This is a genomic window from Neisseria subflava, from assembly GCF_005221305.1.
GTDB classification, from domain to species: domain Bacteria; phylum Pseudomonadota; class Gammaproteobacteria; order Burkholderiales; family Neisseriaceae; genus Neisseria; species Neisseria subflava.
Map to the genome: position 1 here is coordinate 656,882 of NZ_CP039887.1, position 26,583 is coordinate 683,464.

Genomic DNA, 26,583 nt, shown 5'->3' on the forward strand with positions numbered 1-26,583 from the left:
TCCGTCTTTCAGACGGCCTTAAGCGGGGCGATATCTTTTAACAATGAAGCCTATCCGCTCGGGCTTGCCTGCTTTATAATGCCTCTCTATTTTCAACCGGATACGCAAGGAATGATAATGACCAAACATCTGCCCCTCATCGTACTGACTGCGCTGGCAATGGCCGGCTGCGGCGGCTCGGACAAAACTTCTGCCGACAAGGCGGCTCAAACCGATAATCAAAAGGTATTGAGCATTTACAACTGGTCGGAATATGTCGATCCTGAGACGGTTGCCGCGTTTGAGAAAAAGCACGGTATCTCAGTAACTTACGATGTATATGACAGCGATGAAACGCTGGAGAGCAAGGTATTGACCGGCAAGTCGGGTTACGACATCGTGGGTCCTTCCAATGCGTTTGTCGGTAGGCAGATTAAGGCAGGTGCGTATCAGAAAATAGACAAGTCCCTGATTCCCAACTATAAAAACCTGAATCCACAGTTGATGAAACTGATGGAAGGTGTCGATCCGGGGCATGAATATGCGGTGCCGTTTTATTGGGGTACCAATACTTTCGCCATTAATACCGAGCGTGTGAAAAAGGCTTTGGGTACGGATCAGCTGCCGGACAATCAATGGGATTTGGTGTTTAACCCCGAATACACGTCCAAACTCAAGCAATGCGGCATCAGCTATTTGGACAGCGCGGCGGAAATTTATCCTATGGTGTTGAACTATATGGGTAAAAACCCAAACAGCAGCGAAACGGCGGATATCAAGGCAGCTACGGAAGTCTTGAAGAAAAACCGTCCGTACATCAAGCGTTTTACCTCGTCCGGTTTTATCGATGATTTGGCGCGCGGCGATACTTGCGTAACGATTGGTTTTGGCGGCGATTTGAACATTGCCAAACGCCGTGCCGAAGAAGCAGGCGGCAAGGAAAAAATCCGTGTGATGATGCCGAAAGAAGGCGTGGGGATTTGGGTGGATTCGTTTGTGATTCCGAAAGATGCCAAACATGTAGCCAATGCCCATGCGTATATCAATGATTTCTTAGATCCTGAAGTTGCGGCGAAAAACGGCAATTTTGTTACTTATGCGCCGTCCAGCAAACCGGCTCAAGAGCTGATGGATGAAGAGTTTAGAAACGACAATACGATTTTCCCGACCGATGAGGATTTGAAAAACAGCTTTATCATGGTGCCTATCCAACCTGCGGCGTTGAAATTTATGGTCCGTCAATGGCAAAGCGTGAAAGCAGGGACATAAGTTGATTTAAACATATTAAGGCCGTCTGAATGGTGTAACCGAAATCTTTGATTTCGTTTTACGGCTGTTCAGACGGCCTTTGGTTTGTGTCAGATTGGCTTGGATAAGGTTTATAGTGGATTAAATTTAAACCAGTACGGCGTTGCCTCGCCTTGCCGTACTAATTGTACTGTCTGCGGCTTCGTCGCCTTGTCCTGATTTAAATTTAATCCACTATAAAAACAAAGGGCGTGTCTATTAATCACGCCCTTTTGTTCGTTTCAGACGGCCTTAGAATTTCACGCCTTTATGCAGGGCAACAATGCCTGCGCTCATGTTGTGGTAATCCACGTTGTCGAAACCTGCATCCAGCATCATTTGTTTTAAGGTCTCTTGGTCGGGGTGCATACGGATGGACTCGGCGAGGTATTGGTAGCTGTCGGCATCTTTGGCAATCAGTTTGCCCATAATCGGCAACAGTTTGAAAGAGTAGAGATCGTACACGCCTTCCAAAGGTTTGTATACTTTGGAAAATTCCAACACCAGCAGAGTACCGCCCGGTTTCAATACGCGGTACATTTCTTTCAGCGCGGCATCTTTGTGCGTCATGTTGCGCAGGCCGAATGCGACGGAAACCAAATTGAAATAGTTGTCGGGGAACGGCAATTTTTCAGCGTCTGCCAACGATACAGGCAGAATCATGCCTTCGTTGAGCAGGCGGTCGCGGCCGACGGTCAGCATGGAGGAGTTGATGTCTGTCAGCCAAACTTCGCCTTCTTTGCCCACACGTTTCGCCCAGCCTCGGGATAAATCGCCAGTACCGCCGGCGATGTCTAATACTTTGTCGCCTTTTTTCAGGCGGGCGGTATTGATGGTGAAATGTTTCCAAACACGGTGCAGACCGCCGGACATTACGTCATTCATAATGTCGTAGTTTTTTGCCACGGAGTGGAAGACTTCGGCAACTTTGCCTGCTTTTTCGTCTTCGTCAACGGTAGAGAAGCCGAAATGGGTTTTGTGGTCGCTCATAGTGTCTGCCTTCTTAAAATAATACGGATTCAGATATCGAATACGTCGAAATCGCCAACCACTTTCGACGCGGGAAATATAGTTTGTGCCTGCCGCTCCAGCATCAGGCATTGCTCTTCTTCGGTATAACGTGCGCTGATGTGGGTCAGGTAAAGTTGTTTCACATTGGCTTGCAAGGCCAGCTTGGCGGCATTGGATACGGTTGAACGGAACACTCGTTCCGCTGTCTCTTCACATCTCCTGCAGCAAAGCTTGCTTTATGCACCAAAACGTCTGCGTTTTGTGCGGCACGCACTGCCTGAAGGCAGGCTTTGGTATCGCCGAAGATGGCCGCTACCCATCCTTTTTTGGGCGGGGAGAGGAATGCTTTGCCGTCAATGATTCTGCCGTCGTCCAATATTACGGTCTCGCCTTTTTCAGACGGCCTTTCCGCCGCAACCGCCGCTGCCGCAGGAATGTGTGTGTTTGGGTTTCAAATCTTCGGCACTTGGGGTTCTGGACGCACCGGCTTTTTCGAGGCGGTCGAGATAGTCTTGCCAAAGCGCGTCTTGATTGTGCGCCAGTCGGTAGAGATAGTCCCAGTCGTAAAGGCCGCTGTTGTGGCCGTCTGAAAAAGTAATTTTCAATGCGTATTGGCCGACGGGGTCCAAATCGGTAATGCTGACTTCGGCTTTGCCTGTTTGCAAAACATCTTGACCTGGACCGTGTCCGCGCACTTCCGCGCTGGGCGAATACACGCGTAGGTATTCGGCAGGAAGGCTTTTGGCACCGTCAACATAAACCAAAGTCAGTACGCGCCGCTCTTGCTGGAGGCGGATTTCTTGTGGAATTTTATCGGCTTGGGTCATGTCATGCTCCGTTCTTTTTACGCAAATAGGCAACGCGTACAGAAAAAATACCGCCAAGTACGGCAAACAGCACGATTGCGTAGAGTGAAAACCGTATCAGGCTCACTTGGGTGTCCGCCGTCAGCCCCAAAGGCAGCAACATCACGGCAACGAACAGTAAAAACGCGGCCAACATGGCGGCAATGCTGGTAAAGGCATAGCGGGTATTGGCTGCTGTTTGCGGATGTTTGGTCATGTTGGATAGCTTGCCGTAGGGTGATGAGGCGGTATTTTATCAGCTTTTTGGTGCTTCATGCCGTCTGAAAACGGCTTTATTTCCATAAATAAAGTGTAATGGCGCGCCTGTCTTCGCCTTCGGGCATTAAGCGGATGCTGCTGCCTTTGCTTCCGTTGACACGGATAATGATGCCGCCGGCCTGCCGTTCGATAATGTCGATTTGGGTGTCGCGGTTCATGCGGTAGTTGTAGCGTTCGCATTGCTTCAAGCACCAAAAATCCTGCCAATGGATAAAATATTTTTGTCCGGACTCGATGGCCAGCGTTTCGCCGCCTTTGACGATGAAGTAAGGATAATCGGGTTTTTGTGTGCTGAATGTCCATTCGGCCGTTTTGTCTTTTCCGTTTTGACGGTATGCGAACACGGCACGGTAGTCGGTGTCGTATTCCAATGGCTGTAAAGGAAATAGCGCAAATTGGCGTTCGGTCAGGAGGCGGTTTGGGTCATTATCTTTATCTAAGATTTTGACGTCTCTGATTTCTTTTGTGTCCTGATACAGTTTGAACGAACGCATTTTGACCGGAGGCGATTGCTCTGAGAAGGCAATGCTGACCGGATTGCCGGTCATTTCATAATGTGGCATAGGGTCGGGACGTTCGCCATGGAAAACCGGCGAGGCGAAGTTGCCTTGCGGATAGGTGATGTAAGGCCGGAGTTTGCGGTTGGAAATTTCATCCGCATAAATAATAGCGTGGCCATGACAGGCATCTTGATAAAACGAGCGGCTGAGGTCGGATAGGGGGCGGTTTTTTTGGCAGAGGTTGTTGAATCTGCTGTCGCCTTGATTGATGCTCAACGCGATTTGTTTACCTTGCGATTCAAATGCGGCTCCGGCCTCGTCGATATTTTGGTCGAGTAAGGAGAGGCGGTGGTAAATCGCCGTCATCAGATTGTCCAGCTGATGTTGGGCAGGTAGATGGTCGTTGATTTTTTCGTTTGGCGGATGCTGGCCTGTACTGACGTTTTCGTGCACGCCTTTATAGGCATAACCGGCTTTGCGCGTGCGGTCTGATGGGCGTGGGCCTGTATAAAAGGGATTGCGCGTATTGTGTTCGTCATGTCCGTCGTCAGGGTTTTGCAGCAGATAGCGGGCATGATTGCGCGCGGCGCGTTCGAGTGTGTCTGAGTGCGCCAGTGCGGGCAGATTGGCTGAGGAGCGGAGGAAGTTTAAATACGCCAAGGCGTCAAAATCGGCAACGGCAGAACGATTTTGCGGCGGTTGGGCGTAGATGAGCTGGTCTTCGGAATAGCGATGGGTTTCGTAGTATTTGAATATGCCGAGGGCGACGGCAAAACCACCCAGCCAGTAAAGAATGTGTTTCATTATATGTACTGCGTTCAGACGGCCTTGAGCTACGGCTCTTTCCTTTGAAACTCATGCCGTTAAATGATTATTTTGATAGCGGCTTGACTTGGAAGGCTTCAGGATGGGATTTGAAATATTCGACAGCGATAAATCCGCCGCCAATAATAATCAACAGGGCAATGGCCATGCCGATCATCGCTAAAATGAATTTGTCCATATTTGTCCGTTTGAATGAAGGCCGTCTGAAACACTTGAAAGCGTTCAGACGGCCTTAATGTCAGGTTAATTAACGTTCGATTTGCGATACGTCGCGTACTGCGCCTTTGTCGGCGGAAGTCGCCATTGCGCCGTAGGCACGCAGGGCTGCGGAGACGTAGCGGTCGCGGTTTTCCGGTTTCCATGCTTTACTGCCGCGCGCTTCCATTTCGGCACGGCGTGCGGCAAGCTCTTCATCGGAAATAACAAGGCGGATGCTGCGGTTTGGAATGTCGATTTCGATGGTGTCGCCTTCGTGTACCAAACCGATAGCGCCGCCTTCTGCCGCTTCAGGCGAAGCGTGGCCGATGGACAGGCCGGAAGTACCGCCGGAGAAGCGGCCGTCAGTTAAAAGGGCGCAGGCTTTGCCCAAACCTTTGGATTTCAGGTAAGAAGTCGGGTACAGCATTTCTTGCATGCCCGGGCCGCCTTTAGGGCCTTCATAGCGGATAATGACAATGTCGCCGGCAACGATTTGGTTGCCCAAAATGCCTTCTACTGCGTCTTCTTGGCTTTCAAACACGCGGGCGCGGCCGGTAAATTTGAGGATGCTCTCGTCCACGCCTGCGGTTTTCACCACGCAGCCACGCTCGGCGATGTTGCCGAACAATACTGCCAAGCCGCCGTCTTGCGAGTAGGCATGCTCAACATCGCGGATACAGCCTTTTTCGCGGTCAAGGTCGAGGGTTTTCCACATACGGTTTTGCGAGAACGCCTGAGTAGTGCGCACGCCGCCTGGAGCCGCTTTGAAACGCTCGATGGCATGGGTGTTTTCAGGGTTGGTCACGTCCCATTTTTCAATCGCGTCTTTCAGTGTCGGCGCGTGGATGGTGTACACGTCGGTGTGCAGTTTGCCCGCTTTGTCCAATTCTTTCAGGATGGCGAAGATGCCGCCTGCGCGATGCACGTCTTCCATATAGTAGTCGTGGTTGTTTGGCGCGGTTTTGCAGATGCAGGGGACGACGCGGCTTAAGCGGTCGATGTCGGCCATTTTGAAATCTACGCCCGCTTCGTTGGCGACGGCGAGCAAGTGCAGGATGGTGTTGGTGGAGCCGCCCATGGCGATGTCCATGGTCATGGCGTTTTCAAACGCTTTTTTGGTGGCGATGCTGCGCGGCAACACGGTTTCGTCGTCTTGCTCGTAATAGCGTTTGGTGATTTCGACAATCATGCGGCCTGCTTCGAGGAACAATTCTTTGCGACCTGCATGGGTGGCAAGGTAGGAGCCGTTGCCGGGCAGGGACAGGCCGAGCGCTTCGGTCAGGCAGTTCATGGAGTTGGCGGTGAACATGCCGGAGCAGGAGCCGCAAGTTGGGCAGGCGTTTTGTTCGACTTCTTCGACTTGTTTGTCGGTAATATTGTCGTCAGCCGATTCGATCATGGCATCAATCAAGTCCAAACGGCGTTCAGGCTGAATATTGGCTACGCCGATAACTTTACCGGCTTCCATCGGGCCGCCGGAAACGAAGATGGTCGGAATGTTCAGGCGCATGGCGGCAATCAGCATGCCCGGGGTGATTTTGTCGCAGTTGGAAATGCACACCAGCGCGTCGGCGCAGTGGGCGTTGACCATATATTCGATGGAGTCGGCAATCAAATCGCGGCTGGGCAGGGAGTACAGCATGCCGCTGTGTCCCATAGCAATACCGTCGTCGATGGCGATGGTGTTGAATTCTTTGGCGATTGCACCGGCTTTTTCGATTTCGCGGGCAACCAGCTGGCCCATATTGTGCAGGTGGACATGGCCGGGCACGAATTGGGTGAAGGAGTTGGCAACGGCGATGATGGGCTTGCCGAAGTCGGTTTCCATCACGCCGGTGGCGCGCCACAATGCGCGCGCGCCCGCCATATTGCGGCCGTGGGTAGAGGTTTTGGAGCGGTATTCAGGCATTTTTGTTCCTTTATTTTATGCTGAGGCCGTCTGAAATAGGCTGGTTGGTTGGCGGCCCGTTGTAGAAATAACTGGGTATTTTATACCAATTACGAGCGATAAAGCACGCTATTTTGTAATAAAACTAAACTGTATTTGCTTCACCTGAATTTGCTGATCATTCTTTCAGACGGCCTGAAGTTTTCTTAGGATGAAACGCTGTCTTTCTCAGTTGCAAAAGATGTTGGCATCAAAAAGTGATATGATAGGGAACTTCTCACATTTCTAAGGATAAGACGATGAAAAAAATCATGTTTGCATTGTGTTCGGCCATGTTGGCTTCTGCTGCGTCTGCCGCTGTTTATAAAGTGGACGAATTCCATGCCAATGCCCGCTTTGCCATCGACCATTTCAACACCAGCACCAACGTCGGCGGTATTTATGGTTTGACCGGCAATTTGGAATTTGACCGTGCCAAACGCCAAGGCTCTATCGATATCGTATTGCCTTTGTCCAAACTGCAAACCGGTTCGGACCACTTTACCCAACATTTGAAATCTGCCGATATTTTCAATGCAGACAAATACCCTGAAATTCGTTTTGTATCCACCAAATTCAATTTCAACGGCAAAAAACTGCTTTCCGTTGACGGCAACCTGACCATGAACGGCAAAACTGCGCCGGTAAAACTCAAAGCCGATAAATTCAACTGCTACCAAAGCCCGATGGCAAAAGCAGAAGTGTGCGGCGGCGACTTCAGCACCACCATCGACCGCACCAAATGGGGTTTGGATTATTTGGTAAGTGCCGGTATGAGCAAAAAAGTAAACATCAATATCCAAATCGAAGCAGTAAAACAATAATCCTGCTTGATTTCAAAATAAAGGCCGTCTGAACGGAATCTGTTCAGACGGCCTTATAATTATACGTAGTTAGGAGTGTTGATTTTTGTCGGCTTTGGCTGCCCAATAAGTTGCCAGAAGCGAGCCGGAGATATTGTGCCACACGCTGAACAATGCGCTGGGAACGGCAACAACCGGCGCGGCGGCAAAGTGTGCGGCGGCAAGGGCGGCACCTAAGCCTGAGTTTTGCATACCGACTTCGATGGCCAGCGTTTTTTGTGCGTCATAAGGCAGGCCGGTCCATTTGGCGGCAAAGAAGCCGAGCAGATAGCCGATGCCGTTGTGAAGTACGACAACCGCGAAAATCAGCAGGCCGCTTTCAATAATCTTGCCTTTGCTGGCGCCGACTACCGCGCCGATAATCAGCACGATGGCGGCAACGGAAACCAGCGGCAGCGCATCGGTCAGTTTTTCAGTTTTGTTGCCCAAGACTTTATGGACAATCAAGCCCAAAACGATGGGGAACAAAACCATTTTGACGATGGACATCAACATACTGCCCGCTTGGATTTCCAGCATTTCACCGGCAAGCATCAGGAAGATGGCAGGGGTCAGCAATGGGGAAATCAGGGTAGAAACCGATGTAACGGCAACCGACAAAGCCACATTGCCGCGCGCCAAATAGGTTATCACATTGGAAGCCGTACCGCCCGGACAGCAGCCGACCAAAATCACACCGACCGCGATTTCGGCAGGCAGGTTCAACAGTTTCGCCAGCAGATAGGCAGTTGCAGGCATGATGGCGAATTGGGCAATCACGCCGATAATGACGGCTTTGGGATGTTTGAACAAAATGTCAAAGTCGGAGGGTTTGAGGGTCAAGCCCATGCCGAACATGATGACGCCCAGTAGCCAAGGAATGTAAGGGCCGACCCATTTGAAGGTGTCGGGTGCAGAAAAAGCGATGCCAGCAAAGAGCGCGGCCCAGAGGGAAAAGGTCTTTCCGATAAAATTACTGATTTTGTTGAGGGTATTCATGATGATATGTTGTGAAGTTGTTTTTAAGGGAAACCAAGGATACACGCCTTAACCTTAATTTGCAAAATGGCTTAAAATAAATAAGGCCGTCTGAAGATAAGAATTGATTTTCAGACGGCCTGTGATTTGTATTTGCTATATAGACGGCATTATTCTTTTGATAAAATATTGCGCAGCCATCGGGCGGCAGGTGCGATTTCTCCGGCGAGCATACCGGTTTCGATTTGGCCGCTGTGTTTGATGACATCGGCCGCCGCACCATGCAGCCATACGCCGGCGCAGGCGGCTTGGAATGTCGGAATGCCTTGTGCCAGCAAGCTGCCGATAATGCCGCTCAAGACATCGCCGCTGCCTGCAGTGGCCAAACCGGCATTGCCGCTGGTGTTGGTATAGACTATGCCGTCTGCCGTGGCCACCAATGTATGATGGCCTTTCAACACGACGGTCGCGCCATATTTACGGCTGATTTCGGTTACGGCTTTCTGTCTGTCGGCTTGAACTGATTGGGTATCGGTGCCGAGTAGGCGGGCGGCTTCGGCCGGATGAGGTGTCAGGACGATATGTTTGTACGATTTGAGGCGTTCGGCTAATTCGGAAGAACGGGCAAGCAGTGTCAAAGCATCTGCATCGAGCAATAAAGGCTGGTTATGGTGTGTAGACAGGATTTGGGGCAGCAGCTGCTCTGATAATCCGTCCAAGCCAAAGCCGCAGCCGATTACCCGTGCGCCGACATCGTTGCGCTCCATCAGTTGGGTCGCAGTGGCGAGCATAATTTCAGGACGTTCGGGAATAATGGCAAAAGGTAGCGTGGCTTGGTTGAAGCCCGCCCAAACCTTGCCGCACCCTTGATACATCGCGGCTGTGGCTGCCAAAACGACCGCGCCGCTCATTCCCGTTGTGCCGCCGATAATGGCAAGCGTGCCGTATGTGCCTTTGTGTGATTCTTGGGCGCGGGGGCGGAATACGTCGGGAAATGCTAAGGCCGTCTGAAAAGCTTGAAGCGATTCGGGAAGCGTGTAGATGGGCTGCATGGCGTAACCTTCCAAGATAAGAAATTTAATTTTAAATCAGAAAGTAAAAGGTAATGAAGCAAAAAATAAAAGTTTGGGACGCACCTACGCGCCTGTTCCATTGGCTCTTGGTGCTAATGATGGGATTCATGTGGTACAGCGCAACCCAAGGCGGCGATATGCTGGTATGGCACTTACGCGGCGGCTTGTTGATGCTGGCTTTGGTGGTTTTCCGCATGTGCTGGGGGATTTGGGGTAGCGATACGACAAAATTCAGCCGATTTGTGCGCCCGTTTTCCGAAATCCGCCGCTACACGCAAGGTCAAATGTCTGAAGACGAATTGGTCGGTCACAATCCTTTGGGCGCGCTGATGGTGATCGCTTTATTGGCCGTGTTGTTTTTTCAGACGGCCACAGGCTTATTTGCCGCCGATGAAAATACGTTTACCAATTCCGGCTTTTTGAATCATTTGGTCAGCGAACACGCCGGTACGCTGGCGCGAAAAATCCATGTCAATTTCTTTAATGTCTTAGCTGTTTTGGCGGGCGTACATATCGCGGCTGTTTTGCTGTATCGCTTTGTGAAAAAACAGGATTTGATTACGCCGATGATTAACGGCTTTAAAACCATCGATGCCAAGCAGCCTAAATTGGCCGGAATGGGACAACTGTTTGCCGCTTTGTTGGTGGCGATTGCTTTAGTGTGCGCAGTATGGATGTTGCGCGGCTGATGTTTTAATGCTGATACCTAAAAACAAACCGACCCCGATAGCTGAAATGGCTGTTGGGGTCGGTTTGTTTTTAGGGTTTAAAAGATGATGTTCAGACGGCCTTAACGCAGCGCAAGATGCTGTGGCCGCGGCCGATGCCGTCTGAAATTTCCGCTACTTTCAATCCGGCTTTTTCAACGCAACGGATCAGGTCTTCAGAGTGGAAGATTTTGCTGTTGCCGTTGGCCATGGCAGTGAAATACAGGCTGGTCATGGTCAGACAGTAGGCGGCGGTTTCGTAGCGTTGTCTGTCCCAGAAAGGCTCCATGATGTAGAGGCTGGTGTTTTCGCTCATGGATGCAGCGGCGCGTTGAAGAATGCTGGTGGCTTGTTCTTCGGTAAAACAGTCTAGGAATTGGCTCATCCAGATCGCATCAAAACCGGTCGGGAACGGAATTTCAGGATCAAGTAGGTTGGCCGGATGGGCGTGGATACGGTCTGCGCCGTTTTTGCCTTTGGTCGCTTCGCGCATCAAACCGATTTGTTGCGGCAGATCCATGATGGTTACTTCGACTTCGGCATTGTGGTTGACACATTGTTCCGCCCAGCGGCCGGTATTGCCGCCGACATCGAGCAGTTTTTTAACCGGTTTGGCGAACACAGTGTTGAGTGCTTCGGTGAAGGAGTTGTCGGAATAATAATGGTCGAATGCAAACCATTTTTCCTGCGCGATGCTTGGCAATGAAGACAAGCCTTCGTAAATGGTCGGCCAGTCGCCGAATACTTTCAGGCCTTCGGGCTTGCCGGTTTGCAGGGTTTTTTCCAAATCAAACATGCCTTGGTAGCAGATTTCCTGCGTGAAATCCATGTTGACGCGAGCCATTTTGTCTTTGAGGACAAACCAACCGGCCTTACTGATGAAATAGCGGTTGTCGCGAGTCAAGACAGTGCCGATAGACAGCGAAGCTTCCAGCAGGACTTGTGCTGCGTAGTTGCTGATTTTCGCTTTTTCGGCGATTTCGGCTTGAGTGAGGCCGTCTGGATGGTCGTTCAGCAAATCCAGAATGCCAAATTTCACCATCAGGCGGGAAACTTGGAACACAATCGGTGCAAAAGCGATTTCTTGAGCCAGACGTTGCGCCTCGCCTGCGGACTGGTGTTCGTGGGAATAGCGTTGTTCTAGGGCAGGGAAGAGTTGCATATTGTTGGTTTTCCACTAAAAAGTTAATAAGTATATTCAGACGGCCTCAAACACAATCCGTCCTGATGCACACGGATGCTCTCCGTTGTTGATTTTAAAGCTCAGTTTGTTTTTACTTTCATCAAATTTCAGCTCTACCGACACTTCATCGTGAGGACGGATAAACTGCTGATATTTCAGATTTTCGATGCGGATGACGCGCTGTTTGCCCCACGGCTTGGGCGCGATCAGGCTGCGCACCCATTGCAGCTCGACCACGCCGGGAACCAGCGGGAAGGTGGCAAAATGACCGCCGAAATAAACCAAATCCAAAGGCACGCGCCCGATAAAAGTTTCGGTATTGGTTTCGTCGTCAGATGAAGTTTTCGACCAAACGGGCGAAGTCTGGGCAACGGTAAAGGCCGTCTGAAAATCCGCCGCGGCGATTTTGGCTTGGGCGTTGCGCGGCAGGCTGTCGGTAAAACGCCAGTAACGCGGCAGGGCAATGGTGTCCTGCGTGGCGGCCAGATGGCGTTTGAGCGTATCGGCAACTACAGCACGGCCTTTCTCGCGCAAGGCGGCGATACCGTCTGCGTTCAATGCCGCCCATATGGCAATGCGTTGGTGTTGCGGATGGCGGCCGCAATGGGCATCGGCAATCCAAGGATGTTGTAAAAGTTCGTGTTCGATTTGGGTCAGCGACACGCGTTTGTCCTCAAATTTAATAATGCGGTCTTGGCGACCGAGTAACAGAAAACTGTCATCTTGCGGCTCGATCAAATCGGCTGTTTGACGGCGTTCGGGCGACCAAGGCGAAGAAGCCCAAAGTGCGCCTTCTTCGTTTTGCCCGATTTCCACGCCTTTGAAAGTCTGCCATTCTTGGCGTTCGCAACGTGAGGCAATCACGCCGGTTTCGGTGCTGCCATAGACTTCAAACGGGCGGACGGCAGCCTGTTGCAGCAAATCTGCCGTAGCTGCGGGCAATGCGCCTCCGGCCGAGACAATGCCTACAATTTTATGGCCGATACTTTGCCAGTTGCGGTTTTCACCCAAGCGGTTGAGTACGGCCGGGCTGGCGATCCAAACCACTTTATCATGTGCGGCCGTGCTGGAAAGCAGGTTTTCCGGATAAACCGCCTGCTGTCGCTCCATAGTCCAACCCATTGTCAGAGCGAGTGCGAAGCGAAACGTGAAGCCGTAAAGGTGTTGCGGAATCACGCTGCCGACCACAGTTTCACCATGTTGTCCAAATGGCAGCGTATTTGCCAAAGTCAGGGCTTCTGCCTGCATTTGCGCGGCGGTTTTCACAATAATCTGCGCTTCGCCGCTGGAGCCCGACGTTTTCAGCCATGCTTCGGCATGGTCGGGAATCAGATGGTTTTCAGGATAGGTGTTCAGCCCTTCCAAATCTGTTTTAGCTAATACATCAGGCAAGTGCCAGATGTTCAGGCCGTCTGAAGACAGCTTTTTATCTGTTGAATCCGTTAAAAACGCTTCTGCCGTTTTGCCCCAATCCAAATTGTCTTGCGCCAAATTGGGCAGCAATAAAACCTTTCCGCCAGAATGCCACACTGCCAATACGGCACAGGCAAACAGCGCGGCATCGTCAAACCACAACGCGGCTGTTTGCACGCCTGCCTGTTTCAGACGGCCTGACAGATGAAAAACCGCACGGTTGAAATCAGCACGCGTCCAATTCGGATGGGTGGCGATAAGATCGTGTTGGGGTAGATCGGGGGATAGGATTCGGGTTAGGTGCATAATGGTTCAAAGGTTTTATAATTTTGATGTATTTGCCTTGGTATCTTCTTTGAATTGAGCCAAGCATTCATCGTATTGTTTGTTTGTCGTTTGGCGTACCAATTCGTAATCATTTGCCTGCCACTCTCCCAATGAATGGCTTTCACTTCTTTTGAAGCAATGGAGTAACCGATCGGTTTTACCGTTTTGTCCGTCTACAAAAAGGCTGACTTCATTGTTCAGAAAGAAGTGGTCTCGTTTATTGAATTTTTCATAAACCAAATAGAAACGGCCCGGTTGGACAAATAGTTTCTTATTGGCACTATTGCCTTTAAATGACCGTTTTGCCGCCCAATCGCGAACTTTTGGGGAGAATTGTTCAAAAGCTGGATTCGCAAAATTCGGTTTAATAGGCTTTCCGCTTAAATTGTGTTTGTCCAGCAGGTCAGGGCCTTCATATCCAAAATGATTGCTGTTGCGTGCAAGAATCAGTAATGCAAAAGTTGCTGTAAATACGGCTGTTTGTGCAGCCCTTGCTTTTACCGTATTGGATTTCCGGATAATCATCAAATTCATGCTGCTGGCTGTAGTATCGTCAGAATAACTATTGTGTATTCGGTCAATGACGGTCAGGTTTCCCGAGCGCGTTTTGATGGTGTGGCTGGCAACTTCCGTATAATTTTTCTTGTATTCGGCTTCTGCCTTTTCTTCAGGGTGTAAAGGCGTTTTAGACGTCGAAGAACATGCGGTAAATGTGAAGGAAATCAGGGTGAGTAGGATAATTTTTTTCATTATGGTTATTCGTCTAATTGATGAAATATTTTTAATGGATTAAACCTTCAAAACCAATTTCCGATACACCCACTCTCCGGCAAATAAGATTCCCATTAACACATACGACACGACGCCGGTATAAGCCGCCCACCAATCGTAATATTGCAAGCCTGCCAAAATGGCGGCGGTTGCGCCGTTGAAGATAAAGAACGCGCACCAGATTTGCGTGACATGGCGGGTATGCAGCACACCTTCGGGCGGCAGGTCGGGGTGTTGCAGTCGGGCGAGGCGTTCGATAACCGTTTGTTTGGCAAATAGGCTGCCACCGAAAACGGCAAGCATCAGCGCGTTGACGGCGACGGGATACCAATACATCGAGTCAGGCCGTCTGAAAACCAGTACTGCCGCAAAAAAAGCGGCAAGGATAATCGCTGTAATGCGTTGGGCTGTGGTTTGTGGCATGGCGGCGCGTATCAGCCATAACACACACATGGCCGCTGCAAGCCAGAAAAATGCGCCGTTTTCCCTGCCGTAATACCATAGAAGCGGATAGGCGAGACTGGCGAGGGTCAGTAGGAGTTTTCCTAATATTTTCATGGTTATGATTGATTTTCAGACGGCCTTGCGGATTGACAAGGCCGTCTGAAAATATGCTGATTCAAAGCGGAATCAGGAATCTTGTTGTACTTTCAAAACCGCTTGAACCACGTCTTCTACAGTACGCACATTACGGAAGTCTTCAGCTTGCAGTTTGCGGCCGGTTTCGCGTTTGATGTGGTCGATAAGGTCGATGGCGTCGATGCTGTCGATTTCCAAATCTTCGTAGAGGTTGGTTTCGGGTTTGATGCGTTCCGGTCCGATTTCAAACAGGTTAACCAGTGCATCGGTCAGCAGGGTGCGTACTTCTTGTTCGGTCATCTTGTCTCTCCCTTATGCTTGGCGGCTCTTGACGAACTCGGCCAGTGTTTTGACGTTGGCGAAGTTTTCGCGCAGGTTGTCGTTTTCACCGTCGAGCTGGAAGCCGAAGGTTTTTTGCACTGCCAAACCGAGTTCCAGCGCGTCGACGGAATCTAAACCCAAGCCTTCGTCGCCGAAGAGCGGGTCTTCGCTGCCGATGTCGGCAGGGGTGATGTCTTCCAGCCCCAAGCTGTCGATGATTAATTCTTTGATTTGGTTTTCTAAGTTATTCATGTGGTTTTCCTTGTGAAATAGTCTTGAAGGTATTCGTTTAAACGCCTTGCGGCGATGGGTAAGGGTTTTTCCTCCAGCCATTCTTCGGGCAGGATGTCGTCGCCGACGGTGATTTCATAATGGATTTTGTGCGGCGGTATTTTGTACCAAGGCTGGCCTTTTTTGAAATTGGGCGGCGTCATTTTGATGCACACGGGGGTGATGACCGATGCGCTGCGCAAACCGAGCGATATCGCGCCACGGTGCATTTTAACCTGTCCATCCCAGCCTGTGCGCGTGCCTTCGGGGAAAATCAGCAAACTTTGCCCGCTTTTGACCACGGCGTCGATTTCTTCCAGCATTTCCATGCTTTCGTCGTTGGGGATGTAGCCTGAAGCGATAATCTGGCTTTTCATGCTGGGGTTGTGCAACAGGTCTTTTTTAACCAGTACGTTCGGCTCGGAATAGTGGCTGATCAGCAAGACGATATCCAAAAGCGAGGGATGGTTGGCAAGAATGAGCTGGCCGGGCCTGCCGAGTTTTTCCAATCCGTTGAAACGGACGCTTAATACTCCCGACCATTGCAGGTAGCCGACAAAGAAACGCCAAACTCTGCCTATCATGCGTCTTGCTTCAAGTTGGCGTTTGATGTCGCCTTTGGTCGATTTGAGCGTATAGGGCAAAAGTGCGATTTTGAACAATACGCCTGCAACGCCGAAGAGGATGAAGCCGAAGAGTGTGGCAAAAAAGCGACGGAAATAGTCTAAAGTCTTCATGCGTTTTTCTGCCAGTGCCAGTTTCTACCGGCATAGTGTTGCGTGTGTTGTCGGTCGTCTGAAAGCAGGAAGCGTACCCACTCCAAGCTGCTCCAGTAGGGCTCGACTGTTGTATCGTTAGGGTTTTCAGACGGCCTCTCGGATGTGGTTTCCAAGCTTAAGGTATAGTCTTCGCCTTTGGTGATGACCAGTGCCAATGCATAGGCAAACGGCGCACGTGTAGCCAAGACGGGATAGTCTTCAGACAACGGATCATCGGCAACAATCACTAAAACGGATGTTGCGTCGTCTTGTAAAAGCGCAAATGCCTCGGTCAGCGCGGTTTCAAAGGAATCGGCGGCAACGGCCAACGCGGTATGTTCGCTCATGTCTTTGCGCAACATCGACCATTGCCCAATCGTCGCGTTGTGAACGGACAGGCCGAATGAGGTCGGCGATACGGTATGCGTGTTCAAAAGCTCTTGCCACAATTCAAAGCTGCGGTTGCTTTCGCCGTCGTGCGAAACGTACACCGGTACGCTTTCAGGATATTGGTCGGCTAGATTCCATGCCGCATCACAAACCAAGCGCGCCGCTTTTCCCAAGCGGCGGCGTTGCATAGGCGGCAAAAAGGAGAGCGCGGGTTTGCACTCCGGTAGTGAGGCGGTATCGAGTTTTCCCTGCGCCCAGTCCTGCCATTGCTCCGGCGTACTGATTCTGCTGGAGGAGGCCTGCCACGCGGCGATATTAAAGCTGAAACGGCAAACGTTTTGAGGCATGATGTCTTTCAATGTTTTACATTTTCATACATTGTAATGAAATGGGTTAGTAAAAGCTAGGCTCTGTTATAATGTATATTGTAACGTAATTTATTCCCGGATGACATTTTATGCCTTCAATACCGAGTGCCCCGATTTATGATGTGGCTTCGCTGCTTCCGCACAGCGGACATATGGTGCTAATCGATTGTGTGAAAGAATTTGGCGATGACTACACGGTTTGCCGTGCGCCGGTTGGCGACAAGCATATTTTGCTGCAGGATGGTGTGTTGCCGTCTATGGCTTATATGGAATTGATGGCGCAGGGCATAGGCGCGTTCGCAGGCATTGAGGCTTTAAAGGCCGGAGAGCCTGTCCGCTTGGGTTTTTTATTGGGAACGCGCAAGCTGGATTTGTTTGCCGATTCCGTGCCTGTCGGTACTGAGCTGGAAGTCAGGGCGCATGTGTCCATTCAAGATTTGGGCGGCATGGGCGTATTTGATTGCGAGTTGCGCTGGATGGATGCGCCGGAAGATGTGAAGCATCTGTTGCCGACGGACGGTTTGCTGGCAAAAGCTTCTTTAAATGTGTACAGTCCGAAAGACGGTTAAATCATTTAAACCGTTTACAAGGCCGTCTGAAAAGACAAAGATTCAGACGGCCTGTCGATATAGTGAGAAAACGTATGAGTGAAACTATTTTAATTACAGGGTCTAATCGCGGTATCGGCAAAGCCGTCGCGCTTGGTTTGGCGCAGGATGGCTTTGATATTGTCGTCCACTGTCGCAGCCGCCGCGATGAAGCGGAAGCCGTCGCGGAAGAAATCCGTATATTGGGTAGAAATGCGCGCGTGTTGCAGTTTGACGTGTCCGACCGAGAAGCCTGCCGTGAAATTTTGACTGCCGACATTGAGGCAAACGGCACATATTACGGCGTGGTGCTGAATGCCGGCCTGACGCGAGACAATGCGTTTCCTGCGTTTACAGATGACGATTGGGACTTGGTACTGCGTACCAATTTGGACGGTTTTTATAATGTATTGCACCCTTTGACCATGCCGATGATCCGCCGCCGCAAAGCAGGACGGATTGTGTGCATGGCGTCGGTGTCCGGTTTGACGGGCAACCGCGGTCAGGTCAATTACAGCGCGTCCAAAGCGGGCCTGATCGGCGCGGCAAAAGCCTTGGCGGTTGAGTTGGCAAAACGCAAAATTACCGTCAACTGCGTGGCGCCGGGCCTTATCGATACCGATATTATCGATGAGAACGTACCTGTTGAAGAAATCTTAAAGGCCGTCCCTGCCGCACGTATGGGATTGCCCGAGGAAGTGGCGCATGCGGTGCGCTTTTTAATGGATGAAAAAGCGGCGTACATTACGCGCCAAGTGATTGCTGTGAACGGAGGTTTGTGTTGAATACCAGAAGAGTCGTAGTAACAGGTATCGGCGGTATTACCGCCTTCGGCCGTGATTGGCAAAGTATTCAGACGGCCTTTAAAGCCGAAAAAAACGCAGTCAAACATATGGACTGGAGCGAACGCTTTCCTGAATTAGAAGCGCAACTGGGTGCGCCGATTGAAGGCTATTCTCCTCCCGAACATTGGACGCGCAAGCAGCTCAGAAGCATGGGGCGCGTATCGCATTTGTGTGTCGATGCGGCGGAACAAGCCTTGACGGATGCGGGCTTGCTGGGTGATGAAAGCATTACAGACGGCCGTATGGGCGTAGCGTGCGGTTCGTCTGTCGGCAGTACCAAAGACATCGGCGATATGGGCGAACTTTTGCTCACCGGCACATCGCGCAATTTTAACGCCAATACTTATGTGCGCATGATGCCGCATACGACTGCCGCCAATATCGGTATTTTCTTCGGCTTGAAAGGCCGCATTATTCCGACTTCAAGCGCGTGTTCTTCGGGCAGTCAAGGCATTGGTTATGCTTATGAAGCGATTAAATACGGCATGATAGACATGATGCTGGCTGGCGGCGGTGAAGAGTTTTGTCCGTCTGAAGTGTATGTATTCGACTCGCTTTATGCCGCCAGCCGCCGCAACGGCGAACCTGAGCTGACGCCACGCCCTTACGACAACGCTCGAGACGGCTTGGTCATCGGCGAAGGTGCAGGCATATTCGTATTGGAAGAATTGGAACACGCCCGTGCGCGCGGTGCGAAAATCTATGCCGAGCTTGTCGGCTATGGCGCCAACAGTGACGGCAGCCACGTTACCCAGCCGCAAAAAGAAACCATGCAAAAATGTATGGAGCTTGCGCTGAAAGATGCCGGTATTACGCCTGATAAAGTCGGCTATGTCAGCGGCCACGGTACGGCGACCGAAAAAGGCGATATTGCCGAAACATTGGCGACTGAGGCAGTGTTTGGTTTTGTGCCGATGAGTTCGCAAAAAAGCTATCTCGGCCATACACTCGGCGCGTGCGGCGCATTGGAAGCCTGGTTTACCATCGAAATGATGAACAACGGCTGGTTTGCGCCGACCATCAATTTGGAAAATATTGATCCGCGTTGCGGCAAGGTGGATTACATTCAAACAGGCGGACGCGAGATTCAAACCGATTATGTGGTCAGCAATAACTTTGCTTTTGGCGGCGTCAATACTTCGCTGGTGTTCAAACGTTGGCAAGAATAATTGTTGCTTGATGTTATGATTAAAGGCCGTCTGAAACTTATCTTGAGTTTCAGACGGCCTTTATTTTATTTAGAGCTTGAGCCGCTTTTGGATTTTATTCGTTTGTTTTCTTCTGATTTAAATCCACCAGCCTTGTTCCAGCCAAGAAGTCGTAGAGGAACTGGCGGTCGGGATGGAACAGGGCGAAGCCCCATGGCAGGATGAGCCAAATGAGTGCGGCGCCGAATGCGCCTTTGGGCGGTATATTGAGCAGATGTCGCAATCCGGCATAGGCAAACAGGGGAATGAACACAATGAAAATGCTTGCCCAAATAAAGCGCAGGCGCAGCTGTGGCAGGGGCGGCTGGATATCGTTTTTATCGGCTAAACCGATTTTCCATGTCTGCATGGCGAGGGTTTGGCCTTTTTTGTGCCAGTTGGCGCGAAAGTAGAGCCACCATGCGTAGAACAGAATCAGACAGGTTGCCAGCATGGACAGGCGCGTGGAAATGGGATTGAGAAAGATGGCGACAATACCGGCTGCAAGGGCGGCAATGCTGGTAACGGCGCCGGTCAGCAGAAGTTCGTAAACCAGTGCGGCGAGGCGGCGTTTGAGTGGTGCGGTAGGAAGACGGGTCATAATGCGATGGAAACGGAAATGGGTTTGATGGAAATAAAAACAGGCCGTCTGAAACGGGATAGGATGTTCAGACGGCCTGTTACTGTCGGGATTAGCGATGTGGACGTTTTTGACCGCGTGCCTGTTGGGCAGCCATTTGGTTCATTTCCTGACGGGTCGGACGTTTTTTGAAGATGGCGTGCGCTTCGTCAACGGAACATTTTTGTGACAGGCAAACCAAGGTAATCGCGTCTTTTCGATGTTGGCCGCCGCTGTGGTACATACGGCGCAGGTTGGCTTCGTTGATACGACCTTTTTCCGGATCGATGTCGAATTTTTTCAGGCGCTCGAGGAATTGGCGTTGCTGACGGCGTGAAGTCCAAACGAAACCGCCTGCGGCAGCGGCCACGATGATGACGGACAACAGGATGGCCAGCGGCCATGAATCGACGATCAGAACGATGATGAGGCTTAATACAGCAGTGGTCAGCAGGGCCAGGCCGCCGATGCGAAGTTTGGTTTTATTATCCATATGGTTGGTGTTTCCTTGTTTTTTGCTGGAAGAGGCCGTCTGAAATGCGAGGTTCAGACGGCCTGAATTTAAGTTTACGCTATTTTACAGTATTTTCTGTTTTTGGGGCGTATTGCGTGCAAGTTTCTTGATGCGTGGCAACGGTTTCAGGCGGCCAGCGAGGTAACGAGTTGTTTGAACTCAGTCCATGCATCGCCTTCTTCCGCGCCTTTGATGATGCGGTCGATTTTGGCGCAGGTTTTGAGCGCGTCGAGCAGGCGGTTGATGGAAATGCGTTTGGCAGCCATCGGTGCAAGGGTCTGCTTGTCACCCCATAAGCGCAGGCTGTTGCGCAGGCTTTGGATGTTTTGGCCTTGCTTGAGTGCGGCAGTGAGGCGGATTAGGGTGCGGATGTCTTCGGCAACCGCCCACAACAGCAAAACCGGCTCTTCGCCTTCTTCTTCCAAACCGTCCAGCAAACGGGAAACGCGCAGGGCATCGCCTTTCATCCATGCGCCTGCCAGTTGGAATACGTCGAAGCGGGCGACGGTGGCAACCGCAGCCTCTGCATCGGCAATATTGATCAAATGGCCTTGGGGGTGGAGCAGGGCGAGTTTTTCGATTTCCTGACGGGCGGCCAAAAGATTGCCTTCGACGCGCTCGGCAAAAAGGGCAAGTGCTTCAGGTTCGATATCCAAACCCTGCTGTTTCAGACGGCCCTGTATCCATTGCGGCAAAGCATGTGGTGCAACGGCTTTGGCTTCTAAGACGATGCCTTTGCCTGCCAATGCGGAAAACCATTTGGACTGGATTTGCGCTTTTTCAAGCTTAGGCAGGAGGATGAGCGTAACCGTATCTTCGGGCAGGCGTTCGGCGAAGGTTTGCAGGGCATCGCCTCCGTTTTTGCCGGGCTTGCCGTTGGGGATGTGGATTTCCAGCAGTTTTAAATCGGCAAATAAACCTGCGCTGCCGGCACTTTGCAACAGCTCGTTCCAGTCAAAATTGTTTTCGGCGGTATAGACTTCGCGGTTGAGATAGCCTTGTTTTTTTGCGGCTGCACGCAGTGTATCCAACGCCTCGATGCGCAATAAATCCTCTTCGCCGTGAATAATGTACAACGGTTGGAGCGGCGTATCGTGGCGCAGGCTCTCAATGGGCGCGGCAGCCATTATTGCGCCTTCAGGAAAGTCAGGCGGCGGACGATTTGATCTGCGGCGTCGATGCGCATTTCAGACCAAATGGTTTCTTCCTCTTCCTCTTTACCCAAAACTTCGCTATCGGCGTAGTCCATGGTGCGGTGAACCTTAACTTCCATCGGTTCTCCAACCGGCTCACCGTTACGGAAGGCTTGGGCTTTGACGGTCATGGCCAGCAGGTATTCGTTGATTGCAGCAGCGCGGGTGATGGTGTAGATATCGCGGCGTTTTTGGAAGTCGACAACGCGCAGGGTGATTTGTGATTCGGCTTCGCTAACCGGATGACCGTCGGCACGGCGTAAGGCATTTTCCAGCGCTTTTTGCATGACGGCTCTGCCTTCTACATGCCAGTTTTGATAAGGCAGCGGCTGCGAAGTCACGCCTGTGCCTTTTAGGTGGAAACCGCAAGAGGCAAGCAATAGGACGAGTGCAGGCAATAGGATTTTTTTCATTGGATATTCCTTCGTTGAAACCGGTTACGGTATCGTCGGATTATAACGAATAATGTTTAGGCCGTCTGAAACCGTAAACGGAAAGTATTTCAGACGGCCTTGTCTTTGATGGCGCAAATCTTATTTTTCCAACCAAATCAGGCTGACCATGCGGCCGGTTTGTCCGTCGCGGCGGTAGGAGAAGAAAGTATCGCGTTCCAAAACAGTGCAATGGGTGCCGCCATAAATCATGTTCACGCCTTCGCGATGCAGAATCATGCGCGCCAAAGCGTAAATGTCGGCAAGGTATTTGCCGCCGCCGATGTCTTCAAACGCATCGACAGCTTCCGGCATGGGGGTGCAAAACGCATCAAATACATCTTGACCGACCTCAAACGCATCAGGGCCGATGGCAGGCGCAAGATAGGCTATGATTTCCAGCGGCTCGACATTCATTGCCTCAATGGTATTTTGCAAAACGCCGCCGGCCAAACCGCGCCAACCTGCATGAGCCGCTGCAACGACTGTACCTGCATTGTCGCAAAACAAGACAGGCAGGCAATCGGCAGTCATCGAAGCACAGGCGACCGTACCCGTCGTATCAACCGAGGCATCGGCATCAGGCGTATTGCCTAATGCTTCGGCGGCATTTACAACGATGGTGCTGTGGATTTGATTAAGGTAGGCAACGGGCAGGCCGACTTGTTCCTGCACGATTTCACGGTTGCGGAGTACGGCTTCCAGATTGTCGCCGACGTGTGAGCCGACATTCAGGCTGCGGTACACGCCTTCGCTGACACCGCCGTTGCGCGTGGTAATAAGCGTTTTGACATTGGCAGGGGCTGGCCAGTCGGCAGTCAAAAAGTTCTTGCCTTGCGGGGCGAGGTTTAGGGTATCTGTGATGGTTTTCATAATTTTAGAATCGCTGAAATATTGGAACGGATTGATTTCAGACGGCCTAAAATATTATTTGAGGCCGTCTGAAAGTATGGGTTTAATCCCTTACATAAACCACTTCGACATCGTAGTCGTCTTCATTCCAATCGTCGTCATCGTCCATGCCGAATTTCTCTTGCCATTCTTCCTCGTTGCTTAGGGACGAATCCAAACCGGCTTCCAGACGCAGGACGGAAAGCAGGTGGTACATATCGTCAGGCATAGGCGCTTCAAAGGAAACGGTTTCGCCGGTTTTCGGGTGCACAAAGCTCAAGCGGTAGGCATGCAGGGCTTGGCGCGCGCCGAGGGTTTTGATGGCTTCTTTAACCGCGTCGCTGCATGGATGGCGCAGGTTGCCGTAAACAGGATCGGCGGCCAGCGGATGGTTGGCTTCGCGCATATGGACGCGGATTTGGTGTGTGCGGCCGGTTTCGAGCGAGCATTCGATGTAGCTGTGCGCCAGATAACGTTCCAACACTTTGACATGGGTAATGGCAGGTTTGCCGCCGAATTTGACGACTGCCATTTTCAGGCGGTTGTGCGGATCGCGGCCGATTTGGGTTTCGATTTTGCCGTCAAAAGGAACAATGCCGTTGGCGACTGCGCGGTAAATGCGTTTGACTGTGCGCTCTTGAAGCTGTTGAACCAGTGAGTTTTGCGCCGGCAAGGTTTTGGCGACCACCATCAGGCCGCTGGTTTCTTTGTCCAAACGGTGTACGATGCCCGCACGCGGTACTTGGCTTAATTCGGGACAGTGCGCCAACAGGCCGTTGAGCAGGGTGCCGCTCCAGTTGCCTGCGGCAGGATGGACGACCAATCCGGCCGGTTTGTTGATGACGATGACGGTATCGTCTTCATAAATGATGTCCAAATCCATCGGTTCTGGCGTGAATGCGAGGTTTTCTTCGCTCGGACGTACCGTAACGGCAATCAATTCACCGCCTATCATTTTATCTTTGGGTTGCGCGGGCTTATCGTTTACAATGACTGCACCCTCTTTAATCCACGAACTCAGGCGGCTGCGCGAGTAGTCGGGCATGAGTTTGGCCAATACGGCATCCAGCCTTCCGCCCGCCATTTCGAGCGGAACGGTCAAATTAACACAACTTTCTGTTTCAGGGGATGACGGAAAGTCTAAATCATCGCTATAATCGGCTTCGTTATCAAAGGAAGTATTCTGCATGAAAAAAATTCTTTTAGTAGTTTCTTTAGGTTTGGCACTGAGTGCCTGCGCAAATAAAGGCACAATCGATAAAGACGCCCAAATTACTCAAGATTGGAGTGTGGAAAAGCTTTATGCCGAAGCGCAAGACGAATTGAACAGCAACAATTATACGCGAGCTGTCAAGTTATACGAAATTTTAGAATCCCGTTTTCCAAACGGCCGCTATGCCCAGCAGTCCCAGTTGGATACGGCGTATGCCTATTACAAAGACGATGAACCGGAAAAAGCCTTGGCTGCCATTGCGCGCTTCCAACGCCATCATCCGCAACATCCGAATATGGACTACGCGCTATACTTGAAAGGTTTGGTTCTGTTTAACGAAGACCAGTCTTTCTTGAACAAGCTGGCTTCCCAAGACTGGTCCGACCGCGATCCGAAAGCCAACCGCGATGCTTATCAGGCGTTTGCCGAGTTGGTGCAACGTTATCCAAACAGCAAATACGCTGCCGATGCAACCGAGCGTATGGCCAAGCTGGTGGACGCTTTGGGCGGTAACGAGATGTCTGTGGCGCGTTATTACATGAAACGCGGTGCTTATGTTGCAGCGGCCAACCGTGCGCAAAAAATCGTCAGCCGTTACCAAAATACCCGTTACGTTGAAGAAGCTTTGGCGATGATGGAACTGGCGTACAAAAAACTGGACAAGCCGCAACTGGCTGCCGATACACGCCGCGTTTTGGAAACTAACTTCCCACAAAGCCCGTTCTTGCAACACGAATGGCGATCTGACGATATGCCTTGGTGGCGTTACTGGCGTTAAGCGTCGGGTTGTTCAGGCATGAATAAGGCCGTCTGAAAACGATGCAGCTATGCATTTGGTTTTCAGACGGCCTTTGTTTTTAATGTTTTTTTACGCTCTCTGTAAACAGGGTGCAAAATTCGTTTTAATATGGTAAAGTCTGATTTTAATAACTCGACGGTTTGAAGCCGTTACTCAGGGGCTGTTTAAATTTAAAATCAGTTTTGTTGAAGCCGCATCAGATTTGCTATTGATGCATTCAGGAAAATTTCAGTCGTCAGGCTGATTTGGTTTTAAATTTAAGCAGCCCTTTATGTTTACAAAAAAACAGAGGTAGATTCTCATGAAGTCTTGGCAGCTTCCTGAACACGTTGCCGACGTGTTACCGACCAATGCCCGACAACTGGAAAGCGCCCGTGAGCGGCTATTGGCTTTGTTCCGCGTGCATGGTTATGAATTGGTGCAACCGCCATTGATGGAATACAGCCATTCCTTATTGACGCATATCGATGCCGGTTTGTCTTTGAAAACCATTTTGGTCGTTGATCAGCTCAGTGGCCGTCAACTCGGTATCCGCGCGGATATTACACCGCAGGTGGCGCGTATTGATGCCCACTTGCTTTCCGCCAATCAAGGCATTAACCGCTTATGCTATGCAGGTTCAGTGCTTCATGCGCGGCCTGACGGATTGCTCAATATGCGCGAGCCTTTACAGGCCGGTGCGGAAATGTACGGCTTGGAAGGCATTGAAGCGGATATTGAATTGATTGATTTGATGCTGAAAAGCATGAAAATCGCCGATATGGGCGAAGTTTTGCTTTCATTGGGTCATATCGGCGTATTCCGTGCTTTGGCAAATGCCGCGCATTTGGATGAGCAGCAATCGGCAACCTTGCTTTCATCAATGCAGGACAAAGATGCCGAGGTCGTCAGCCAGTTGGTCAAAGAGTGGAAACTCGACGGTATGTGGGCAAAAGCGTTTTCATTGTTGCCCCGACTGTACGGCGGTCGTGAAGTGCTGACTTTGGCTAGAGAGAAATTACCGGAATTGTCCGCAGTCAGTGCGGCCTTGGATGAATTGCAGGCAGTATGCGATGCGTTCCCAAATCAAAAAGTACATATCGATTTGTCGGAACTGCGCGTTGACAATTACCATACCGGTTTGCTTTATGCGGCTTATGGTTCAAACCGTCATGATGCCGTGGCACGCGGCGGCCGTTATGACGGATTGGGCGGATACTTTGGACGCGCGCGTCCTGCAGCCGGATTCAGTTTTGATTTACGCAGCTTTATCGGCCGCCTTCCTGCTATCGGACGGGAATCCGTGGTGGCTGTCGATGTAAAAGACATGCCTGCGGCTCAAGAAGCGGTAGATGCTTTGCGCGAACAAGGACAATGTGTCGTTATCGATTACGGTATCGGCTATAACGGTTCGGAAGAGGTTACAGGCCGTCTGAAACAGGTAGACGGCGTTTGGAAAGTAATCGCTTTGAACGATTGAGTTTTATTTTGAAA

At 51.0% G+C, this 26,583-nt stretch carries 31 protein-coding genes; 8 read left to right on the forward strand and 23 right to left on the reverse strand.

What is annotated here, in order from left to right:
• Positions 1 to 117: 117 nt before the first annotated feature.
• A complete protein-coding gene (locus tag FAH66_RS03215) occupies positions 118 to 1,248 on the forward strand; it encodes a polyamine ABC transporter substrate-binding protein (RefSeq protein ID WP_137040672.1) in 1,131 nt (376 codons plus the stop codon).
• Between the two features lie 270 nt (positions 1,249 to 1,518).
• On the opposite strand, the gene ubiE is transcribed toward FAH66_RS03215, so the two are convergent.
• From ubiE to ilvD, 7 genes are all read right to left on the reverse strand, one after another.
• On the reverse strand, positions 1,519 to 2,256 hold the full coding sequence (gene ubiE, locus FAH66_RS03220; protein ID WP_137040673.1) for a bifunctional demethylmenaquinone methyltransferase/2-methoxy-6-polyprenyl-1,4-benzoquinol methylase UbiE: 738 nt from the start codon (positions 2,254 to 2,256) through the stop codon (positions 1,519 to 1,521).
• Positions 2,257 to 2,285: 29 nt separating this feature from the next.
• Positions 2,286 to 2,471: an MBL fold metallo-hydrolase gene (locus FAH66_RS10885; RefSeq protein WP_208648103.1), complete on the reverse strand. Its 186-nt coding sequence runs from the start codon at positions 2,469 to 2,471 to the stop codon at positions 2,286 to 2,288.
• Positions 2,472 to 2,672: 201 nt separating this feature from the next.
• On the reverse strand, positions 2,673 to 3,104 hold the full coding sequence (locus FAH66_RS03230) for a gamma-butyrobetaine hydroxylase family protein (protein WP_137040674.1): 432 nt from the start codon (positions 3,102 to 3,104) through the stop codon (positions 2,673 to 2,675).
• Position 3,105: 1 nt separating this feature from the next.
• Positions 3,106 to 3,339 carry a cytochrome b6 gene (locus FAH66_RS03235; protein WP_137040675.1) on the reverse strand — a complete coding sequence of 78 codons (234 nt, stop codon included), beginning with the start codon at positions 3,337 to 3,339 and terminating at the stop codon, positions 3,106 to 3,108.
• A gap of 76 nt (positions 3,340 to 3,415) precedes the next feature.
• Positions 3,416 to 4,705 (reverse strand): CAP domain-containing protein, encoded by a 1,290-nt coding sequence (locus FAH66_RS03240; protein WP_137040676.1) that lies wholly within the window; start codon positions 4,703 to 4,705, stop codon positions 3,416 to 3,418.
• Between the two features lie 67 nt (positions 4,706 to 4,772).
• Positions 4,773 to 4,904 (reverse strand): hypothetical protein, encoded by a 132-nt coding sequence (locus FAH66_RS11120; protein WP_256388404.1) that lies wholly within the window; start codon positions 4,902 to 4,904, stop codon positions 4,773 to 4,775.
• 69 nt (positions 4,905 to 4,973) lie between these two features.
• Entirely contained in the window at positions 4,974 to 6,833 is a 1,860-nt protein-coding gene (ilvD, locus tag FAH66_RS03250) for a dihydroxy-acid dehydratase (protein WP_137040677.1), read from the reverse strand.
• 278 nt (positions 6,834 to 7,111) lie between these two features.
• Here ilvD and FAH66_RS03255 point away from each other — a divergent pair, with 278 nt between their 5' ends.
• Complete coding sequence (locus tag FAH66_RS03255) at positions 7,112 to 7,675, forward strand: YceI family protein (RefSeq protein ID WP_070589246.1); 564 nt, start codon at positions 7,112 to 7,114, stop codon at positions 7,673 to 7,675.
• A gap of 69 nt (positions 7,676 to 7,744) precedes the next feature.
• Here the strand turns inward: FAH66_RS03255 and FAH66_RS03260 are convergent, their stop codons facing one another.
• Both FAH66_RS03260 and FAH66_RS03265 read right to left on the reverse strand, forming a co-directional pair.
• Entirely contained in the window at positions 7,745 to 8,692 is a 948-nt protein-coding gene (locus FAH66_RS03260) for a bile acid:sodium symporter family protein (protein WP_137040678.1), read from the reverse strand.
• Positions 8,693 to 8,841: 149 nt separating this feature from the next.
• Complete coding sequence (locus tag FAH66_RS03265) at positions 8,842 to 9,723, reverse strand: NAD(P)H-hydrate dehydratase (RefSeq protein ID WP_137040679.1); 882 nt, start codon at positions 9,721 to 9,723, stop codon at positions 8,842 to 8,844.
• Positions 9,724 to 9,776: 53 nt separating this feature from the next.
• On the opposite strand from FAH66_RS03265, the gene FAH66_RS03270 reads away from it, so the two are divergent.
• The gene (locus tag FAH66_RS03270; RefSeq protein WP_137040680.1) at positions 9,777 to 10,433 is read left to right on the forward strand and encodes a cytochrome b/b6 domain-containing protein; all 657 of its coding nucleotides are present in this window, start codon (positions 9,777 to 9,779) and stop codon (positions 10,431 to 10,433) included.
• 91 nt (positions 10,434 to 10,524) lie between these two features.
• Here FAH66_RS03270 and FAH66_RS03275 read toward each other — a convergent pair whose 3' ends face one another.
• The 8 genes from FAH66_RS03275 to FAH66_RS03310 form a co-directional block, all read right to left on the reverse strand.
• Positions 10,525 to 11,613 carry a FlxJ family methyltransferase gene (locus FAH66_RS03275; RefSeq protein ID WP_137040681.1) on the reverse strand — a complete coding sequence of 363 codons (1,089 nt, stop codon included), beginning with the start codon at positions 11,611 to 11,613 and terminating at the stop codon, positions 10,525 to 10,527.
• A gap of 36 nt (positions 11,614 to 11,649) precedes the next feature.
• Complete coding sequence (locus FAH66_RS03280) at positions 11,650 to 13,353, reverse strand: ApeI family dehydratase (RefSeq protein ID WP_137040682.1); 1,704 nt, start codon at positions 13,351 to 13,353, stop codon at positions 11,650 to 11,652.
• A 15-nt stretch (positions 13,354 to 13,368) separates the two neighbouring features.
• On the reverse strand, positions 13,369 to 14,124 hold the full coding sequence (locus FAH66_RS03285; RefSeq protein ID WP_137040683.1) for a hypothetical protein: 756 nt from the start codon (positions 14,122 to 14,124) through the stop codon (positions 13,369 to 13,371).
• A 39-nt stretch (positions 14,125 to 14,163) separates the two neighbouring features.
• On the reverse strand, positions 14,164 to 14,703 hold the full coding sequence (locus FAH66_RS03290; protein WP_137040684.1) for a COG4648 family protein: 540 nt from the start codon (positions 14,701 to 14,703) through the stop codon (positions 14,164 to 14,166).
• Positions 14,704 to 14,775: 72 nt separating this feature from the next.
• The gene (locus FAH66_RS03295) at positions 14,776 to 15,024 is read right to left on the reverse strand and encodes an acyl carrier protein (RefSeq protein WP_070633561.1); all 249 of its coding nucleotides are present in this window, start codon (positions 15,022 to 15,024) and stop codon (positions 14,776 to 14,778) included.
• A 12-nt stretch (positions 15,025 to 15,036) separates the two neighbouring features.
• Positions 15,037 to 15,297, reverse strand: a complete 261-nt coding sequence (locus tag FAH66_RS03300; RefSeq protein ID WP_003757545.1) for a phosphopantetheine-binding protein — start codon at positions 15,295 to 15,297, stop codon at positions 15,037 to 15,039.
• The gene (locus FAH66_RS03305) at positions 15,294 to 16,052 is read right to left on the reverse strand and encodes a lysophospholipid acyltransferase family protein (protein ID WP_137040685.1); all 759 of its coding nucleotides are present in this window, start codon (positions 16,050 to 16,052) and stop codon (positions 15,294 to 15,296) included. The genes FAH66_RS03300 and FAH66_RS03305 overlap by 4 nt, the downstream gene beginning before the upstream one ends.
• Positions 16,049 to 16,810 (reverse strand): beta-ketoacyl synthase chain length factor, encoded by a 762-nt coding sequence (locus tag FAH66_RS03310; RefSeq protein WP_137040686.1) that lies wholly within the window; start codon positions 16,808 to 16,810, stop codon positions 16,049 to 16,051. The genes FAH66_RS03305 and FAH66_RS03310 overlap by 4 nt, the downstream gene beginning before the upstream one ends.
• 110 nt (positions 16,811 to 16,920) lie before the next feature.
• On the opposite strand from FAH66_RS03310, the gene FAH66_RS03315 reads away from it, so the two are divergent.
• From FAH66_RS03315 to FAH66_RS03325, 3 genes are all read left to right on the forward strand, one after another.
• Positions 16,921 to 17,400, forward strand: coding sequence for a hotdog family protein (locus tag FAH66_RS03315; RefSeq protein WP_167480310.1), 480 nt, complete (start codon positions 16,921 to 16,923; stop codon positions 17,398 to 17,400).
• Positions 17,401 to 17,474: 74 nt separating this feature from the next.
• Positions 17,475 to 18,203, forward strand: a complete 729-nt coding sequence (fabG, locus tag FAH66_RS03320; RefSeq protein ID WP_070633570.1) for a 3-oxoacyl-ACP reductase FabG — start codon at positions 17,475 to 17,477, stop codon at positions 18,201 to 18,203.
• The gene (locus FAH66_RS03325) at positions 18,197 to 19,432 is read left to right on the forward strand and encodes a beta-ketoacyl-ACP synthase (RefSeq protein ID WP_137040687.1); all 1,236 of its coding nucleotides are present in this window, start codon (positions 18,197 to 18,199) and stop codon (positions 19,430 to 19,432) included. The genes fabG and FAH66_RS03325 overlap by 7 nt, the downstream gene beginning before the upstream one ends.
• Before the next feature lie 94 nt (positions 19,433 to 19,526).
• Here FAH66_RS03325 and FAH66_RS03330 read toward each other — a convergent pair whose 3' ends face one another.
• The 6 genes from FAH66_RS03330 to rluD all read right to left on the reverse strand — a co-directional run bounded on the left by FAH66_RS03330 (position 19,527) and on the right by rluD (position 24,287).
• Entirely contained in the window at positions 19,527 to 20,051 is a 525-nt protein-coding gene (locus FAH66_RS03330) for an RDD family protein (RefSeq protein ID WP_137040688.1), read from the reverse strand.
• A gap of 91 nt (positions 20,052 to 20,142) precedes the next feature.
• The gene (locus FAH66_RS03335) at positions 20,143 to 20,562 is read right to left on the reverse strand and encodes a hypothetical protein (protein ID WP_137040689.1); all 420 of its coding nucleotides are present in this window, start codon (positions 20,560 to 20,562) and stop codon (positions 20,143 to 20,145) included.
• A 146-nt stretch (positions 20,563 to 20,708) separates the two neighbouring features.
• Positions 20,709 to 21,710 (reverse strand): DNA polymerase III subunit delta, encoded by a 1,002-nt coding sequence (holA, locus tag FAH66_RS03340; RefSeq protein ID WP_137040690.1) that lies wholly within the window; start codon positions 21,708 to 21,710, stop codon positions 20,709 to 20,711.
• Positions 21,710 to 22,189 (reverse strand): LPS-assembly lipoprotein LptE, encoded by a 480-nt coding sequence (locus FAH66_RS03345; protein ID WP_137040691.1) that lies wholly within the window; start codon positions 22,187 to 22,189, stop codon positions 21,710 to 21,712. Before FAH66_RS03345 ends, holA begins: the two co-directional genes overlap by 1 nt.
• Before the next feature lie 120 nt (positions 22,190 to 22,309).
• On the reverse strand, positions 22,310 to 23,080 hold the full coding sequence (gene pgeF / locus FAH66_RS03350; protein WP_137040692.1) for a peptidoglycan editing factor PgeF: 771 nt from the start codon (positions 23,078 to 23,080) through the stop codon (positions 22,310 to 22,312).
• A gap of 82 nt (positions 23,081 to 23,162) precedes the next feature.
• The gene (gene rluD, locus FAH66_RS03355) at positions 23,163 to 24,287 is read right to left on the reverse strand and encodes a 23S rRNA pseudouridine(1911/1915/1917) synthase RluD (protein ID WP_137040693.1); all 1,125 of its coding nucleotides are present in this window, start codon (positions 24,285 to 24,287) and stop codon (positions 23,163 to 23,165) included.
• On the opposite strand from rluD, the gene FAH66_RS03360 reads away from it, so the two are divergent.
• A complete protein-coding gene (locus FAH66_RS03360) occupies positions 24,286 to 25,089 on the forward strand; it encodes an outer membrane protein assembly factor BamD (RefSeq protein ID WP_004519923.1) in 804 nt (267 codons plus the stop codon). The genes rluD and FAH66_RS03360 overlap by 2 nt on opposite strands.
• A gap of 322 nt (positions 25,090 to 25,411) precedes the next feature.
• Positions 25,412 to 26,569 carry an ATP phosphoribosyltransferase regulatory subunit gene (locus FAH66_RS03365; protein WP_137040694.1) on the forward strand — a complete coding sequence of 386 codons (1,158 nt, stop codon included), beginning with the start codon at positions 25,412 to 25,414 and terminating at the stop codon, positions 26,567 to 26,569.
• Positions 26,570 to 26,583: the final 14 nt, after the last annotated feature.